The sequence below is a fragment of the Devosia sp. Soil_C_22 genome, from assembly GCF_057657195.1.
In genome coordinates this window covers 1,135,350-1,150,544 of the sequence record NZ_JBDGIY010000001.1, presented here as the reverse complement: position 1 = coordinate 1,150,544, position 15,195 = coordinate 1,135,350, and the positions used below count along the sequence as shown (strand labels likewise).

Here is a 15,195-nt window from a genome sequence, read left to right as displayed (position 1 = left end):
GTGGGGAGGGGGGACCCGCGTAGCGGGTGGGTGGGGGTGGTCCCATGCTCGATGTCGCCAACCTCACCCCACCACCCCCGTCTCCACGCACGAACAACTCAACCAGGCCCGCCGTCCATTGAGGTCGGCGGCCGAAACCACGCTCAGCCAGCGCCCGCGATAGCCGAAGCGGTCCCCCGCCTTCACGTCCGACCGGAACCGCACCACCACCGAGTGCGACACCGCCACGCCGCGTGCATCGGCCTCGGTCACCTGCCGCCCGCTCAGCGCCCGCACCCGGGCCCAGAGCGAAGTGATCGGCACGAAGAAGGTCGCGTGCCCGCCCTCGTCCTCGCCGCTCGTCTCGCGCCGCTGATAGCTCACGCGGTCGGAGAGGCTGCCCACTTCCGGCGCCGCGATCACAGCCGCACCTGCCGGTAACTCTCGACCAGCCGGTCGAACCCCGCCGGCACCACCGCTCCCGACCCGGCGACGATCACCGCATCGCGGTGCTCGAACCAGTGCGCCACCAGCGCCAACAGCGCCCGCTTCAGGTCGGCCGGCACATCGGCCGCGTCGCCGAACCCGGCGACATAGTCGATCTCGATGCCCAGTCGCTCCCGCAAGGATGGCGCACCATCGATGCGCGCCGGCAGCAGCACCCGCCCCGGCTCGGTCAGGAACTGCTCGAGGGCCAGCTCATGCTCGTCGTCCTGGTCGTCGAACACGCGCACGGCGGTCAGCTCGAGCAGCGGCGAAACCGGCAGGCGCACCGCCTCGGCCGGCCAGCAATCGAGCACGAGCCGCCAGCTCTGGCGCACCAGCGCCCGTGCCGTGACGCCCTCCAGATGCAGCCGCGCCGCCGCAATCAGCGTCGTCACCAGCCCATCCTCGGCACTGCCATCGAGCCGCAGGAACGCCTTGGTCTCGGCAAGCGAAACCGGCTCCTCCGCGGGCCCCGCGAGAAGGTAGGAAATCATCGGATGTCCTTAAAGATTGGGGGCGCAACCCCTCATCCGGCGCTGCGCGCCACCTTCTCCCCGACGGGGAGAAGAACAGCCGCGGCCCGATCGGGGCACCCTATTCCTCTCCCCGTCGGGGAGAGGGTGGATCGGCCGAAGGCCGAGACGGGTGAGGGGTCTTAGCCCTCAGCTCGCGCTGAACTTCAGCAGCTTGATCGCGTCGAAATCCTGCACGCCGCCGCCGACCCGCTTGGTCGTATAGAACAGCACGTACGGCTTGGCCGTGAACGGATCGCGCAGCACGTTCACCCCGGTGCGGTCCACCACGAGGTACCCGCGGCGGAAATCGCCGAACGCGATCGGCGTGGTGCCGGCGCCGATGTTCGGCATGTCCTCGGCCTCCACCAGCTCGAAGCCGAGCAGCGTGGGCTTCGCGCCCGCGGTCACCCCCGGCGACCACAAATAGTTGCCCTCGGCATCCTTCAGCTTGCGCACCGACCCTTGCGTCCGCCGGTTCATCACCCAGCTGGCATTCTGCCGGTAGCCGGCCTTCAGCGTGTAGACGAGGTCGATCAGCACGTCGCTCGCGTCCTCTGCCGGCCAGCCGCCCGATACGCCGGTGGCGAGAAAGCCGATGCTGTCCCAGGCCCAGCTGCCCTCGGCCACCTGCGTTTCAGCGAGGAAGCCCTTGGGTTTGTTCGTGCCGTTGCCGTTGACGAACGCCGCCGTCTCCTGCTCGGCGAAGGCCGCGTTCACCTCGTCGGCGATCCAGGCGCCGACATCCACCACCGCGTCATCGAGGAAGGCCGCCGTCGCCGCCGGCATGGCGTAGAGCTCGCCGGCCGCGAAATCGATCGCATCGAGCGTCTGCGAGTTGGTCTGCGGCCGGTTCGCGGTCTCCGCCACCCAGCCCGTCGCCGGCCCGGTCAGGCTCACCGGCTTCTTGTATGCCCCGGTCGAAATGTTGCGCACCGAGGCAATGGCGCGAATCGGCGACACGGCCGACAGCCGCTGCAAAATCTCGCTCTCGGTCTCGGCCGGCACGAGATAGCCGCCATCCGGATTGGAGCCGATCGACAGCGCCTTCTCCTCGCCGCGCTTCACATAAGCCGAGAATGCGTCCTTGTACTCATCGCCCAGCTCCGGCCGCCCCGCCTCCAGCGCCGGTCGGGCCCGGTCGAGCGCCACGCGGTCCATCGCCGCTTTCGCCCCATCCAGTGCCGCGTTCAGCCGGCCGAGCTTTTCCTCGGTCAGCGCATCGGTGGATCCGCGCTTTTCGAGTTCGGCGAGCCGCCCGTCATTGGTGCGCTTGAACTCCTCGAACGCGGTCATCAGCTCGTTGAGCAGCCCGTCCGAATCCTGGCCAGCCGCCGTCGCCGCCTTGTTCTCAAGACGGTTCATCACATCGGTCATCTTGGTCCTCTATTGCTTGAACAGCGAAATGGCCGCCCGTAGCGACCGGTCAGCCGGGACGCCCTGCCCCGGCGAAATCCTGGCCTCCGCCAGCATTGGAAACGTCACGATCGAGATCTCCCACAGGTCGATGGCCCAGAGTTTTCGCTCCGTCCCCCGCGCCTCGCGGGTCGCCCGCACGGTACGAAAGCCGATCGACAGCCCGTCGATCGCCCGCTTCTCGATCAGTTTGCGCAGCGCATCAGCGCGCGGCACACCCGGCACCAGCCGGCCTTCGACCCACAGCCCGTGCCCGTCCTCGGCGAGCGCTTCCCAGATGCCCACCGGCTCCTTGGGGTCGTGCTGGAACAGCATGCGCACCTTGTCGGCGCCCCGCCGTTTCAACGATTTGCCGAATGCTCCCGGCATCACGCGGTCGCCGGCCTCGTCGAGCGCCCCGAACACGCTCGCATAGCCGGCGAACCGCCCGCCCGCATCGATGGGGATCGTCGCCATCACCCCTTGGCCCCAGCCGCCGGCCGCGGCCGCGATGGTCGCCGCGGCGGCTTGGCCAACGTGCCGGCAATGTTCCAGGCAAACTGCCGGAACACCTCGCCGGCTACGTGTTTACCAGTAGAATTGTCCTTTGCCCCCATAGGCTTATTTCCTCTGGTGAAAGAGTTGATTCAGCGTCGAAATCTCTTTGACGAAGTCGTTGAAGCGGCGATTGGCGGCCATCAGCTCCTTGAGCGACCAGATCGACAGACCCGTCGCCGCCATCGCCCAGCCGAACAGCGCCAGATGCGCCAAATCCCCGCGCGTCACGATCGCTTTAGTCAGCTCGTCCATAGTGGCCTCCGTAGTTGATAGTTGTCTTGGCGCGGACCGCGCCTTGATCCTCCCCTGCGCAGCGGGGGAGGGGGACCAGCGGAGCTGGTGGAGGGGGGCGGCTGCAGCCACCCGTTGGGCAAAGCTGCCCCCGCCCTTCTCGCATCCGGCGAGACGGGTTAGCCTCTCCCCATCCGCTCAGGGGGAGGAGAACCAATGAGCTCGACCACCAAGGCCGAACCCACGGCTATCGATGTGCGTTTCGGCAGCGCCACGCTCGAAGTTAAGCTCGATGACGGGCATGAGCTGATCGCCCCGCTGTCCCAGTTCCCCCGCCTGCGCGATGGCCCCCCGGCCGCCCGCCTCAACTGGCGCATCGTCGAAGACGGCGCCGCCCTCCACTGGCCCGACCTGGGCCTCAGGATCGCGGTGGCGGAGCTCGACTAGCGCACGATCAGACTGGGGCGGTGCCCCACCCACAACGTCATTCCCGCGAAGGCGGGAACCCAGTTGAGGCACCGAGGCACCGAGCATGCGGCCGCTGGATCCCCGCCTTCGCGGGGATGACGCCAGAGTTTGGGGATCGCTTCCAATGTGAAGCCATCTAACCCAGCCCCACCAGCCCGCGCTTTTCCTCGTCGCTGAGGAAATCCGCCGCGCCGATGCGCGCCCAGAGTGCCGCCCGGTCCTCGGCCAGCGCCTCGACGCCATCGAGGTCGGGCGCCAGCGTCACGCCGGCAAATCCCGGCGCGAGCCAGAAGCTCAGATCGTCCGCCACCCGGCGCACCAGCGGCACCACTGTCTGGCGCCAGAAGCTGCGGTTGGCCTCGGCATAGTTTGCGTAGGTGTTGTCACCCGGGATGCCGAGCAGCTGCGGCGGCACGCCGAAGGCCAGCGCGATGTCGCGTGCCGCCCCGTTCCTGAGCTCCGCAAAATCCATCTCGGCCGGGGTCAGCGCCATCGCCTTCCAGTCGAGCCCGCCCTCCAGCACCAGCGGCCGGCCGGCGTTCTTCGCGCCGGCAAACCCCTGCTCCAGCTCGTCCTTCAGCCGCCGGAACTGCGCTTCGGTCAGCGTGCCGGAGCCCGCCGAATAGACCAGCGCCCCGCTCGGCCGCGCCGCATTGTCGAGCAGCGCCTTGTTCCACTCGGCCGCGGCATTGTGGATATCGAGGCTCTGCGCCGCCGCCTCCATCGGCGCCATGCCGTAATGGTCGTCGAGCGGATGGAACAGGGCCAAATGCAGCACAGCCGCCACCGGCCGCGCATCGAGCCTCAATTCCGTCGTCCGCCCGCCCGCCGTATAGGCATAGGCCGCCGGATACCCGTCCCGCCCGGCCACCACCCGCACCCGATCGGGCCGCAGCACATGCAGCTCGCGCAGCTCACCGTCGATCACCGTTGCCGCCACATAGGCGTTTCCGGCCGTCATCAGGTAGGCGAACACGCTCTCGAGCAGCTCCGCCCCCGATTGCCGCGCATTGGGCCGCGCCAGCAGCCGCAGCACCGGATGCTCGCTCAACCGCCGCCCGCCCTCCAACGCTACCAGCGGCACGCTGGTCGCGGCCTCGGCGATCTTTCGCACGCAGGCATAAACCACCGGGTTCTTAGCGTAGCCGGCATTGGCGAGGCTGACAAAACCCCGCCGGCTCCAGCTCGCCTCGGCCCAGGGCGGCACGCTCAGCATCGTCGAGCTCGCCTTGGTCTCGGCAGCCGAAAGCACCGCGCCAAGGCGCGTGAACCAGTTGGGCATGGTCGTTTCCTGATCTAATGTCTCAGTCGGGTTTCCCTCCCCCTTGCGGGGAGGGGGGGACCGGCGCAGCCGGTGGGTGGGGGTAGCCACGAGCACAAGGCCATGAGCATCTCGCGAGCCCGCTCGATGCGGCGAAACATGTCCCCCGCCGAGGCGGTCGTATGGACGGCTATTCGCGGCGAGCAGTTGAAGCCCTACCACTTCCGCCGCCAGGTGCAGATCGGCCCCTACTACGCCGACTTCGCTGCACATGGCGTGAAGCTCGTCGTCGAAATCGATGGAAGCACGCACTTCGAAGAGGCCGCGGCCGAGTATGACGCGCGGCGCGACGCATTTCTGAGGTCACGGGGCTACAAGGTCCTTCGGATCACCACGCTGGACGTCCGAACCAACCTGGAAGGCGTCGTGAAGGCTATCCTGGCAGCCTGCAGGGGCTAACCACCCCACCCACCATGCTCCGCATGGTCCCCCCTCCCCGCAAGGGGGAGGGAAACCCGACTGCAAATACCGTTTTGCGGCTGCCCCCCGATTTCCCTCCCCCTTGCGGGGAGGGGGGACCGGCAGAGCCGGTGGGTGGGAGTAGCAACAAGCACCGAACGAGCGAGTCATGAGCATCCCCCGAGCCCGCTCCCTCCGCCGAAAGATGTCTCCCGCCGAAGCCATCCTGTGGCGCGCCCTACGCGCCGAACAGCTCCAACCGTATCATTTCCGCCGCCAAGTCCCGCTCGGGCCCTACTATGCCGACTTCGCGACACACGCCGCAAAGCTCGTCATCGAAGTCGACGGCAGCAGCCATTTCGAAGAAGCCGCAGTCGAGTATGACGCTCGTCGCGACGCGTTCCTCCGCGCTGAAGGCTATCGCGTCCTTCGCGTCACCACGCTGGAAGTCTTTACCAATCTCGAAGGGGTGCACGCGGCGATCCTGGCTGCTGTCCCGACATCGTAGTCCCCCACCCACCATGCTCCGCATGGTCCCCCCTCCCCGCAAGGGGGAGGGAAACCCGACTGCTAGCCTCGAGCCGGAGGAGGCGAGTTCTGCCAGAGCTAAGCCACGCACTCGGAGCGTAAGGCTGCCCCCGATTTCCCTCCCCCTTGCGGGGAGGGGGGACCGGCGGAGCCGGTGGGTGGGGGTAGCCCCAAGCACCAGCCCACCCCTAAATCCCCCGCACCCGCGGCCCCGCCCCGCCAAGCATCAGCTCCGTCAGCGCCCAAACCAGCGCATCCACGCGATCCGGCGAATGGCCGTCGCTCAGCCCATCCGTCCCGAACGCGCACATCTCGTCCTCGAGCGCCGTCAGCCCGCCGCGATGCGCCACCCGCCCATTGGCGTAAAGCGCCGCCACCGGCTCGGCCCGCAGCCACTTCCCACGCCGGGCGTTCACACCACGCACCGGCACATCGGCATCCTCCTGCGCGATCACCGCCCTCACCATGTCGCCGCCCTGGTTGGTCTCGGCGACGATGCAGTCGGCGCCGAACTCGTGGAACGCCGCCACCGCCCGCCGCGCCCATTGCTCCGGCCGCGCCGGCCCGAAGCTCAGGTCGGCGAGCACCACTGCCCCCTCCCCGGCCCGTCCGGCAACGACGATCCCGCACGCGTCCGATCGCTTCGTCCCCGTCGCCGGCGGATCCACTGCCACGACGATCCGCTCGATCTCAGCCCCGGCATCGGCCCGGAACAGCTCCCGCCGCCACAGCGCATCCGGCCGATCCTCGATCAGCTCGCCCTCGAGCTCCTGCCGACCGAGCACCGAGCCCGCATAGCGTGCCACGACGGCTCGCAGGAAGGTGCTTGCGAGCCAGCGCTCGTTCTCTCGCGTTGTCATGCGCGAAACCACCGATGTCGGCTCTGCCAACAGCCGCTTCATCAGCCGCGTTGCCCGCGGCGTCGTCGTCACCAGTTGGCGCGGCCTCTCGCCGAGGCGTAGCCCGAACTGCAGCATATCCCACGCCGCCTCAGCCTTCGGCCACTTGCCCAGTTCGTCGCACCACGCGGCCGCAAATTGCGGGCCGCGAAAGCGCTCAGGGTCGGAAGCCCCCAGGATCAGGGCTTCGACACCGTTCTTCCATCGCAGCGTGTTTCCACTCAGCTTCGGCCGATCCTCGGGCGGATGCACCCGCATCACGCCGCTCGGCCCCTTCACCATCACCTCGATTGCCTCGGTGATGGTCTCGCCGACCAGCACCAGCGGTCCGGTGCCGCCCTCGGCCAGCCGCCTGATCCATTCGGCACCGGCCCGGGTCTTGCCCGATCCACGGCCGCCGATCAGCATCCAGGTGGTCCAGTCTCCACGTGGTGGCCATTGTTCGTCACGCGTCATGTAAGGCCAGCAATAGTAGGCGTCCCGCGCCTCCTTGACGGTCAGCGCGGCGGCGAACCGTTCAGAAGTCTCCGAGCTGATCGAGCCGCTTGGCAATGACCTTCCTCATATGCTGCATCTCGGCGCTCTCCCTGGCTGCCGGGCCACGCCGCGGCGCCTCGGGGGTCCGAGCCTGTATCTCGATCAGGCGGTCCATCGTGGCTGCCATCCGTGTGAGAACGGCCGCATCCTTCTCGCTCATTGCCTCTTCCGATCTCTCCATCCGCACCAGCACGCGCTCGATCAAGCGGTACATGCGCTGGATCAGCGCCTGCGCATCCACCACCGCCGCGTCACGCCTGCGCCTCCATCCGAGCTTTGATACGCGTGCGCAAATTGCCGAGCGCGACACGGCGAAGCGCTCGGCCATCGCGTCGAGCGTCTCGTCAGTATCCTCGTAGGCAATCCTGATCGCTGCCCAACCAGCATCATCCGTCGGCAACTCTCACCCCCCGTGCACGTTCATTCGCGGCAGGGAGGGCCCGATGCCATCCGCCGTGATCAAGGACCTGGCCTACGATCCGGAGACCCAGACGCTGTCGGTCTGGTTCCGGCCGTCCGGCCGCCGCTACGATTATCTCGATGTGCCGACGCGCGTTTACGACGCGCTACGCCTCGCGCCGTCCAAGGGCCGCTTCTTCAACGCCCATATCCGCGACGACTACGCCTTCGAAGAGCAGGACCGCGAGCCCCACTTCTCCGACCGTAGCTGAACTCTACCACATCACCGTCACGCGGGGATTCGATGCGGTGAGAAAAGTGCAAGTGACTGATCGGTATTGATATTTCTTGCCGCGCCAGCATTGCGGGCGTGTTTGCGGCCCGCCCTCCCCACCCACCGTCATCCCCGGGCTCGACCCGGGGACCCATGGTTCCTCTCCCACCCTCCGGGACGGAGCTACTCCATCCAGGCACAAAAAAACCCGCATCGGCGGCGATGCGGGTTTCGGAGTTCGGCAGTTCTTGCGGGCTGCCTATTTGCAGCACACGAAGCGCGCCCCCGGCTGGGGAGCGCGACCATTGCGGTGTCCTTCGCGGCTGAGCGCGGGGTCAGACGCGGCTGAGGCTGATCGTGTTGCAGAACACGCCCTGGCAGCCCTTGACCTTCATGCTGTCGTCGCCGGTCATGGTCAGCGTACCGCTATAGGTGCCGCCGCCGAGGGCGACGGTGCCGGTCCACTTGTTCTCTTCGGCCTGCGTGCCCTGCACCACGGTCTGGTTGAGGTAGGCGCGGTTCTTGTCGTCCTTGTCGCGCAGCCAGATCAGCTTGCCGCACAGGGCGTCGCCGCCGCAGTAGCTGATCTTGTACCGGCTCTTGCCGTCATCGGCCTGCCAGGTGCCAGTCGGATCGGCCGCGAGGGCGGCCACGGGGGCGGTCACGAGCAACGAGGCGAGCGCGGCCGCAGCGACTTTGGTCGCGTAGCGCATGGAGTCGTCTCCTAGAAAGTTGAGCATCGGGTCTATGCTTGCCCGCCTATATGGGGACTAAGGCTGAAACTTGGATAACCACGCCGTTCATCTGCCGTTCATCAATATGGCAGGCGACCGGCCTGGATATGGCAGCGATGCTGACAGTCTTTCCAAACGCCTGACGATGCTCGGTCCAAGCCGCCACATTCCACCACCGGCAAAACGCGCAGCCCGGGGCATAAAGTTCCGATCACGAACACGTGATGCAGTCAGATCTCGTCCGGTGGCTCCCAGTTGGGCCAGTCGGCGACGTGGTCTTCCCACTCGCCCGGCTTCACCGACAGCTCCGGCACCGTCCGTCCGCGCACCGAAACGCCGACCGCCGCCACCGTTTCCGGATCGCCCGAAACCAGCGGATGCCACCAGGCCAGGCCCTTGCCCTCGGCGATCCGGCGATAGGCGCAGGTCACCGGGATCCACTCGATGGTCCGCACGTTCTCGGGCGTCAGCTTGATGCAGTCGGGCACGACCTTCAGCCGGTTGGGGTAGTCCGTGCACTTGCAGCTTTCGCCATCGAGCAGGCGGCAGCGCACGTCGGAGACGTAGATGTCACCGGTATCCTCGTCCTCGAGCTTCATCAGGCAGCAGCGCCCGCAGCCGTCGCAAAGTGCTTCCCACTCCGCCACGGTCATTTCCTCGAGTGTCTTGTCTTCCCAGAACGGCATGCGGATTTCCCGTGTGGCATCAATGCGCTTGCGCCACGAACAAGCTGATCATATTGCAGCGAACGCCTTGCCAATGCGCCTCGAATTGGGGAGATTCAAGGCCCTCGCAGGGATGCGGAGTTTTCGGTGCAGGATCCGTTCTATCACAAAGAGAAGCGGCGCAAGAAAACCCGCATGCTGGCGGCGGACGCGTGGCTCGACTCGACGCTGTACGACTTCTGGCAATCCCTGGGACGGTGGTACACCGGCGTCGAGGATTTCTTCGCCCGCTTCCGCGTCACCGGCCTCAAGCGCCTGTTCACCGAGTTGCTGTCGGACGGGCTGAGCTTTTTCGCCATCGGCTGTGTGCTGATGACCGCGCTCGCCCTCCCCGCCTTCGACGCTACCGTCACCGGCCGGTTCAACAAGGCCGAGGACATCGCCGTCACCTTCCTCGATCGCTACGGCAACGAGGTCGGGCGCCGCGGCATCCGCTCCGACGATTCCTTTGCCCTCAACCAGTTGCCCGACTACCTGATCAAGGCGACGCTCGCCACCGAGGACCGGCGCTTCTACGAGCACTGGGGCATCGACGTTGTCGGCACGCTGCGCGCGCTCGCCAGCAACACGTCCGGCGACAGCGGCCTGCAGGGCGGCTCGTCCATCACCCAGCAGCTGGCCAAGAACCTGTTCCTCTCGTCCGAACGCACGCTCGAGCGCAAGATCAAGGAAGCTTTCCTCGCCGTCTGGCTCGAGTGGCACTATTCCAAGGACGAAATCCTCAAGCTCTATCTCGACCGGGCCTACATGGGGGGCGGCGCCTTCGGCGTCGCGGCGGCCTCGGAGTTCTATTTCGGCAAGAAGGTCACCGAGATTTCGCTGGCCGAGGCCGCGATGCTCTCGGCGCTCTACAAGGCGCCCACGCGCTACGCCCCGCATGTCGATCTCGCGGCAGCCCGCGGCCGCGCCAACCAGGTGCTGTCCAACCTCGTCGATGCCGGCTTCCTCACCGAGGGCCAGGTCGCGGCGGCGCGGCGCAACCCGGCCAGCCCCGTCGATCGCGCCCACGAGGCCAACTCGCCCAACTACTTCCTCGACTATGCCTTCGAGCAGGCCAAGTCGATCATCGAGGCCGAGGGCAACACCCACAACACCTTCGTGGTGCGCACCACCATCGACCCGGTGCTGCAGTCCTATGCCGAAGACTCCGTCACCTCGGTCGTGCGCGAGCAGGGCGAGCAGTACAACGTCTCGCAGGCCGCCATGGTCGTGCTCGAGCCGAACGGGGCGATCCGGGCCATGGTCGGCGGCATGGACTACGCCAAGAGCCAGTTCAACCGCGCCATCGTCCCCAATCGCCAGCCCGGCTCGGCGTTCAAGCTGTTCGACTATGCCACCGCCTTCGAGTTGATCCCCGAGTATGATCCGGACACGATCGTTTCCGGCGCCACGCAATGCATCGGCAACTGGTGCCCGCAGAACTATTCGCGCAACGCCGTGGGCCGCATCAGCCTGATCTCGGCCTTCCAGCAATCGATCAACACCGTGCCGGTGAACCTCTCAATCAAGACCGGCCGCCAGCCCATTGCCGACTTCGCCCACAAGATCGGCCTCACCAACGATTTCCCCGTTACCCGCTCGCTCGCGCTGGGCGCCGCGGAGGTCAGCGTCATCGACATGGCCTCCTCCTATGCGGTCTTCGCCAACCACGGCTACAAGACGCCCGCCTTCGGCATCACCCGCATCACCACCCTCTCGGGCGATCCGGTGTTCGACGCCGACCCCGAGGCCAATCGCGAACGCGTCGTCAGCGAGCAGACGGTGCTCTACATGAACCGCATGATGCGCGGCGTGGTGGAGGCCGGCACCGGCCGCCGGGCACAGATCGAGGGCGTCCCCTCCGTCGGCAAGACGGGTACGACCTCGTCCTATCGCGATGCATGGTTCTGTGGCTTCACCGGCAACTATGTTGCGGCGGTCTGGTTCGGCAACGACAACTACGAAATGACCAGGGAATTGACCGGCGGCACACTGCCGACCGTCGCCTGGCAGAAGTTCATGGCCTATGCCCACACGAACATCGAGATCAAGCCGGTGGAAGGCGTCGATTTCCAGCCCGCTCCGTTCGTGATCGCCGATGCCACGGGTGCCGAAGGCCAGCCCGCGGCCCCGGCCATCGAGCGCCCGCCCGGCCTCAAGCCCGCCGCAGCGCAGAAGCTGCTCGAGATGGCCGACGCGCTCCGCAACGCACTGGGCGGGGTCAGCAACGAGGCCGCGCTGACCGTCGCCCCCGCCACCCCTGTTCCAGCCAAGAGCCTGTAACACTTGCGCTTTCTCGTTCACCTCGGGACGATGCTGGTGGTCGCCCTGGTCGTCGGCTTCGGTCTCAGCTGGTACGCGCTGAGCGACGGCCGCCTGTTCGGCGCGGTCGAGGTCGGCCCCTGGCTGAGCTGGCGCAACGTCGGCGCCCCCTCCCCCGACCCCTATACCCGCGCCTATATCGCCCGCTCCGGCGCGCTGGAGCTCGGGGCGGCCGAAGGCATCCAGTTCATCGCCCACGTCGACAGCGACAACCGCCCCCTGGACCGCAATTGCCGCTATCGCATCGACGGCACCACGCCCGCCGCGCGCTTCTGGACCATGGTGCCGGTCGACCCCGCCAGCGGCAGCTCGATCGCGCGACCGGGCGGTCCCGCCGACTTTCACAGTGGCCGGCTGAACCGGGCCGGCGACGGCTCGGTTGCGCTCTACGTCTCCAAGGGCATGGCGCCGCAGAACTGGCTCGAGATCACCGACGACGGCCAGTTCGAGCTGGTGCTGACGCTCTACGATACGTCCAGCGCCTCCGGCCTCGGCGCGGAGATCACCAGCCTCCCCGCCATCATCCGGGAGGCCTGCCTGTGATCCGCACCCTGCTCTGGGTCATTGCCGGTCTGGTATTGGGCGGTGTCATCCATATCGTGGTGATCCTGACCCTGCCTGCCCTGTCGGCCACGTCGGCCTGGGACCGGGTTGCGATGCTCGATCCATCCGGAGGGCCCGCCGTGCTGCCCGCGGCGAGGCCAGGAGAGCCCAATCCATTGCGGCTCGATCCCGAGCTGACTTATGCGGCCTGCAAGGTCGATCTGCGCCTCGGCCCCGCCTCGGTTACCGGCACCCTGCCCCGCGATTTCTGGTCGGTCACGGTCTACAGCCGGGCCGGCACCGTCGTTTATTCGACCACCAATCGCGACAGCGTTGGCACCAACCTCGACCTCGGCATCTTCAATCCAGCGCAGACGCGCCTGCTGGCCGAGCAGCGGCTCGACATTGCCGAGGGCTTGCTGATCGTCGAGGCGCGCGAGGATGACCTGCTGGTCGTCGTTCGCCTCGCCCCGCCCCACCCGGAGATGCGGGCCCGCTACGAGAAGGCGCTCGCCGGGCTCAAGTGCAGCAATATCGCAGCCGACGCTACTTCCTGAACTCACCCTCATCGGGCGGGCCGAGCAGCACGCGGCCGGGCAACGCTTCATCGCCCCGACCGAGGCGACCGTCATCGTCGAGACAGAATTCCCCGGCCTCGGCGTAGTCCACCCAGATCGCCATCTCGCTCAGTCGCTCGTCCACCCGCACGGCCTCCGCGTGTGGCGTCTCCACCAGGAAATGGTCGAGCGCGTAGCTGTAGGAGGCGTAGCGATAGCGCAGCGCGCCAACGAAGCGATCGACGTAGAGGCTGTTCTCGGCTCGCCGCTCGCGCATCCGGGCGATCATTTCGCGCTCGATGTCGGTCAACTGTGACGCCGCCATCGCCCGCTGATCGTCGACGATCATCACCGCGCAGATCGAGGCAAAGGTCGTCGGCAGCGTCAGCAGGTCGGCGCCGACATCGTCGGCAATTGTGTTGTAACGCACGCGCGAGGAGGCGTAGCGCTCCCGGGTCAGCCACCTGTAGTAGAGATCGTCATGGGCGGGCCGCGTGCTCACCGCGCTCGCGACCTCGATGATCTGCTCGTAGTCGAAAGCCCAGTCCTTGACGTGCCGCGCGATCAGGAACCGGTACACCCGGTCGTGCATCTCGCGTTCCTGGTCGGTCCAGTTGAAGTTCGAGACGGGCTGCTTGTTGAAGCGGCGGAATGCGGCGTCGACCTCGGGGATCACCTCGTCATTGAGGAAGCCGGGCTTCACGCGTCCAAAGTCACCGATCTCATGTGCGGACGCCACACCGCAGCCCGCCAGAAGCAGGCCGGCGGCCAGTCCGATCGCTCGTAGGTCAGCCACGGCGGCGCTTGCCGCCCGAGGCCGCGCCCGCCGGCTTGTCAGGTGCACCCTGGCGCTCGTACCGGACGCCGGTAAACAGCACGATTTCACCCGGCCCCGCCGATTGGGTGCGCGTTTTCCGCGTGCGTCCGCGCTTGGGGAGTTGAACCAGCTTTCCCAACCTTGCCTCCGGCGGATGGGCGAGTTGCCGGGGCCCATCCACCGGCAAATCGGGCACGACGCAGAGACCCGACAAGGGCTATTAAGAGTTCGTCAAGGTTAACAGTTCGCTAACGATTTTCCGGAAATAGTCACGCCTGTGGTTGAGGCCCCGAATCTGGGCCTTGCAGGGCAAATGATGATCGGTTTCCAGCCTTACGAGACGTTCCAGCTCCTTATCGAGACGGGCGGAGTGGATCGCACGAACACGCTGCTGTGCGCGGCGTGCGATGCGTTCGCCCGTCGCGGCAAGCCGACAAGTGCCGAAATGGAACAGTTTTCCATTCTGGCGAACCGGCTGTTTCCGGCGGCCTCCCCCGCCGCACGCGCCAAGGCGGCGGCGACGCTTGGCCGCTCGACGGACCTGTCGCCCGAACTCGAGGAACTCGTCGTCCGCCATCTCGGTGACGACCTGCCGGACTTTCTCGTCAACTCTCCCGAGATCTCTGAAGGCACGATGCTCAAGGTGCTGGCTGGCGGGGACGTGACGCTCGGCGCCGCCATTGCTCGGCGCCCCGACCTTTCCACCAGCGTTCTCGGTCGGCTGTTCCAGATGAACAGCCGCAAGGTCTACCGTGCCATTGCCACCAATACGGCGATCGTGCCGCGCGGCCCCTATCTTAGCGCCCTCGCCCGTTCGGCCCAGATGGACCACCAGGTCGCCTGGTCGCTTGCCGCTCGCGCCGATTTCGACGCGGCTCTGCTCGCGCCGGCCTTCTTCGACCTTGGTGAGGCCGACCGGATCAAGGTGATCAGGGCCTTTGCCAGGCGCGAGACGCCGGAAGCGCCGATCAAGCGCACGCTCGAGCAGCTGACCGTGGCGACGGCCGAACTCACGCGCGCGCTGATGAAGCTGTTCTCCGAGAACCGTCGGCCGGAAGTTACACGTCTCCTGCATCAGATCACTGGGCTCGATGAGGTTCGCTGCGGCCAGATCGCGCACGATACCTCAGGCGCTGCCCTGTTCGTCGTGCTGCGCGCCTTCGGGTGCGGTTCGCATGACGGGCTGAAGGTCCTGATCCACGCCACCGCCCATGACGGGCAGCAGCCTGCCGACCTCACCGGTTTTGCCGAGCTGTTCGAGACGGTCAGTGTCGATGCCACGGCCTTCCTGATGAGCGCCTGGCGCGGCGAGGTGAACCTGCTCGACATGACCAAGCCGGAGTACCGGCCGTTCGAGGACAATCGCCGGCGTATCCCGCCGCCGCAGACCCGCGGGCGCGATCCGATCGTCGACCAGGCCATCGAGGCGCTGGCGCGGATCGGGGCCAAGGCCAGCTAGGCACTTCACGACTGAGGCGGCGCCCACGCCGCGATGTCATTCCCGCGAAGGCGGGAACCCAGTCGAGGCACCG

At 67.0% G+C, this 15,195-nt stretch carries 19 protein-coding genes; 8 read left to right on the top strand and 11 right to left on the bottom strand.

Translation table 11 applies throughout. The features are described 5' to 3' along the window. Positions 1-63: 63 nt before the first annotated feature. The 5 genes from AC3A6I_RS05375 to AC3A6I_RS05355 form a co-directional block, all read right to left on the bottom strand. Positions 64-402: a phage head closure protein gene (locus AC3A6I_RS05375; RefSeq protein ID WP_487542333.1), complete on the bottom strand. Its 339-nt coding sequence runs from the start codon at positions 400-402 to the stop codon at positions 64-66. After that, positions 399-959, bottom strand: coding sequence for a head-tail connector protein (locus AC3A6I_RS05370; protein ID WP_487542331.1), 561 nt, complete (start codon positions 957-959; stop codon positions 399-401). The genes AC3A6I_RS05375 and AC3A6I_RS05370 overlap by 4 nt, the downstream gene beginning before the upstream one ends. Before the next feature lie 168 nt (positions 960-1,127). Continuing rightward, the gene (locus tag AC3A6I_RS05365) at positions 1,128-2,354 is read right to left on the bottom strand and encodes a phage major capsid protein (RefSeq protein ID WP_487542330.1); all 1,227 of its coding nucleotides are present in this window, start codon (positions 2,352-2,354) and stop codon (positions 1,128-1,130) included. Positions 2,355-2,363: 9 nt separating this feature from the next. Then, positions 2,364-2,849, bottom strand: a complete 486-nt coding sequence (locus AC3A6I_RS05360) for an HK97 family phage prohead protease (RefSeq protein WP_487542328.1) — start codon at positions 2,847-2,849, stop codon at positions 2,364-2,366. Positions 2,850-2,993: 144 nt separating this feature from the next. Next, complete coding sequence (locus AC3A6I_RS05355) at positions 2,994-3,182, bottom strand: hypothetical protein (protein ID WP_487542326.1); 189 nt, start codon at positions 3,180-3,182, stop codon at positions 2,994-2,996. A 195-nt stretch (positions 3,183-3,377) separates the two neighbouring features. On the opposite strand from AC3A6I_RS05355, the gene AC3A6I_RS05350 reads away from it, so the two are divergent. Then, positions 3,378-3,608: a DUF2442 domain-containing protein gene (locus tag AC3A6I_RS05350; RefSeq protein ID WP_487542324.1), complete on the top strand. Its 231-nt coding sequence runs from the start codon at positions 3,378-3,380 to the stop codon at positions 3,606-3,608. A gap of 157 nt (positions 3,609-3,765) precedes the next feature. Here AC3A6I_RS05350 and AC3A6I_RS05345 read toward each other — a convergent pair whose 3' ends face one another. Then, positions 3,766-4,911 carry a phage portal protein gene (locus AC3A6I_RS05345; RefSeq protein WP_487542322.1) on the bottom strand — a complete coding sequence of 382 codons (1,146 nt, stop codon included), beginning with the start codon at positions 4,909-4,911 and terminating at the stop codon, positions 3,766-3,768. Positions 4,912-5,013: 102 nt separating this feature from the next. Between AC3A6I_RS05345 and AC3A6I_RS05340 the strand changes: the two genes are divergently transcribed. Continuing rightward, positions 5,014-5,349, top strand: a complete 336-nt coding sequence (locus tag AC3A6I_RS05340; RefSeq protein WP_487542321.1) for an endonuclease domain-containing protein — start codon at positions 5,014-5,016, stop codon at positions 5,347-5,349. A gap of 169 nt (positions 5,350-5,518) precedes the next feature. Further along, positions 5,519-5,857: an endonuclease domain-containing protein gene (locus AC3A6I_RS05335; RefSeq protein WP_487542319.1), complete on the top strand. Its 339-nt coding sequence runs from the start codon at positions 5,519-5,521 to the stop codon at positions 5,855-5,857. A 208-nt stretch (positions 5,858-6,065) separates the two neighbouring features. Here AC3A6I_RS05335 and AC3A6I_RS05330 read toward each other — a convergent pair whose 3' ends face one another. Together AC3A6I_RS05330 and AC3A6I_RS05325 are read right to left on the bottom strand one after the other, a co-directional pair. After that, a complete protein-coding gene (locus AC3A6I_RS05330) occupies positions 6,066-7,232 on the bottom strand; it encodes a DNA-packaging protein (RefSeq protein WP_487544985.1) in 1,167 nt (388 codons plus the stop codon). Positions 7,233-7,293: 61 nt separating this feature from the next. Continuing rightward, positions 7,294-7,713, bottom strand: a complete 420-nt coding sequence (locus AC3A6I_RS05325) for a hypothetical protein (protein ID WP_487542317.1) — start codon at positions 7,711-7,713, stop codon at positions 7,294-7,296. A gap of 43 nt (positions 7,714-7,756) precedes the next feature. On the opposite strand from AC3A6I_RS05325, the gene AC3A6I_RS05320 reads away from it, so the two are divergent. Continuing rightward, positions 7,757-7,984 carry a KTSC domain-containing protein gene (locus AC3A6I_RS05320; RefSeq protein WP_487542315.1) on the top strand — a complete coding sequence of 76 codons (228 nt, stop codon included), beginning with the start codon at positions 7,757-7,759 and terminating at the stop codon, positions 7,982-7,984. A gap of 337 nt (positions 7,985-8,321) precedes the next feature. Here AC3A6I_RS05320 and AC3A6I_RS05315 read toward each other — a convergent pair whose 3' ends face one another. Next, positions 8,322-8,699, bottom strand: a complete 378-nt coding sequence (locus AC3A6I_RS05315) for a DUF2147 domain-containing protein (protein ID WP_487542314.1) — start codon at positions 8,697-8,699, stop codon at positions 8,322-8,324. Positions 8,700-8,950: 251 nt separating this feature from the next. Continuing rightward, on the bottom strand, positions 8,951-9,406 hold the full coding sequence (locus AC3A6I_RS05310; RefSeq protein WP_487542312.1) for a YcgN family cysteine cluster protein: 456 nt from the start codon (positions 9,404-9,406) through the stop codon (positions 8,951-8,953). A gap of 126 nt (positions 9,407-9,532) precedes the next feature. Between AC3A6I_RS05310 and AC3A6I_RS05305 the strand changes: the two genes are divergently transcribed. From AC3A6I_RS05305 to AC3A6I_RS05295, 3 genes are read left to right on the top strand one after another with little or no spacing between them, the layout of a single operon-like run. Further along, positions 9,533-11,707, top strand: a complete 2,175-nt coding sequence (locus AC3A6I_RS05305) for a transglycosylase domain-containing protein (RefSeq protein WP_487542310.1) — start codon at positions 9,533-9,535, stop codon at positions 11,705-11,707. Positions 11,708-11,710: 3 nt separating this feature from the next. Beyond that, the gene (locus tag AC3A6I_RS05300; RefSeq protein WP_487542308.1) at positions 11,711-12,289 is read left to right on the top strand and encodes a DUF1214 domain-containing protein; all 579 of its coding nucleotides are present in this window, start codon (positions 11,711-11,713) and stop codon (positions 12,287-12,289) included. Continuing rightward, a complete protein-coding gene (locus AC3A6I_RS05295) occupies positions 12,286-12,846 on the top strand; it encodes a DUF1254 domain-containing protein (protein WP_487542306.1) in 561 nt (186 codons plus the stop codon). Before AC3A6I_RS05300 ends, AC3A6I_RS05295 begins: the two co-directional genes overlap by 4 nt. Here AC3A6I_RS05295 and AC3A6I_RS05290 read toward each other — a convergent pair. Then, entirely contained in the window at positions 12,836-13,642 is an 807-nt protein-coding gene (locus tag AC3A6I_RS05290) for a hypothetical protein (protein WP_487542304.1), read from the bottom strand. The two genes, AC3A6I_RS05295 and AC3A6I_RS05290, sit on opposite strands and share 11 nt — an antisense overlap. Positions 13,643-13,976: 334 nt before the next feature. Here AC3A6I_RS05290 and AC3A6I_RS05285 point away from each other — a divergent pair, with 334 nt between their 5' ends. Then, positions 13,977-15,122 carry a DUF2336 domain-containing protein gene (locus AC3A6I_RS05285; RefSeq protein ID WP_487542302.1) on the top strand — a complete coding sequence of 382 codons (1,146 nt, stop codon included), beginning with the start codon at positions 13,977-13,979 and terminating at the stop codon, positions 15,120-15,122. Positions 15,123-15,195: the final 73 nt, after the last annotated feature.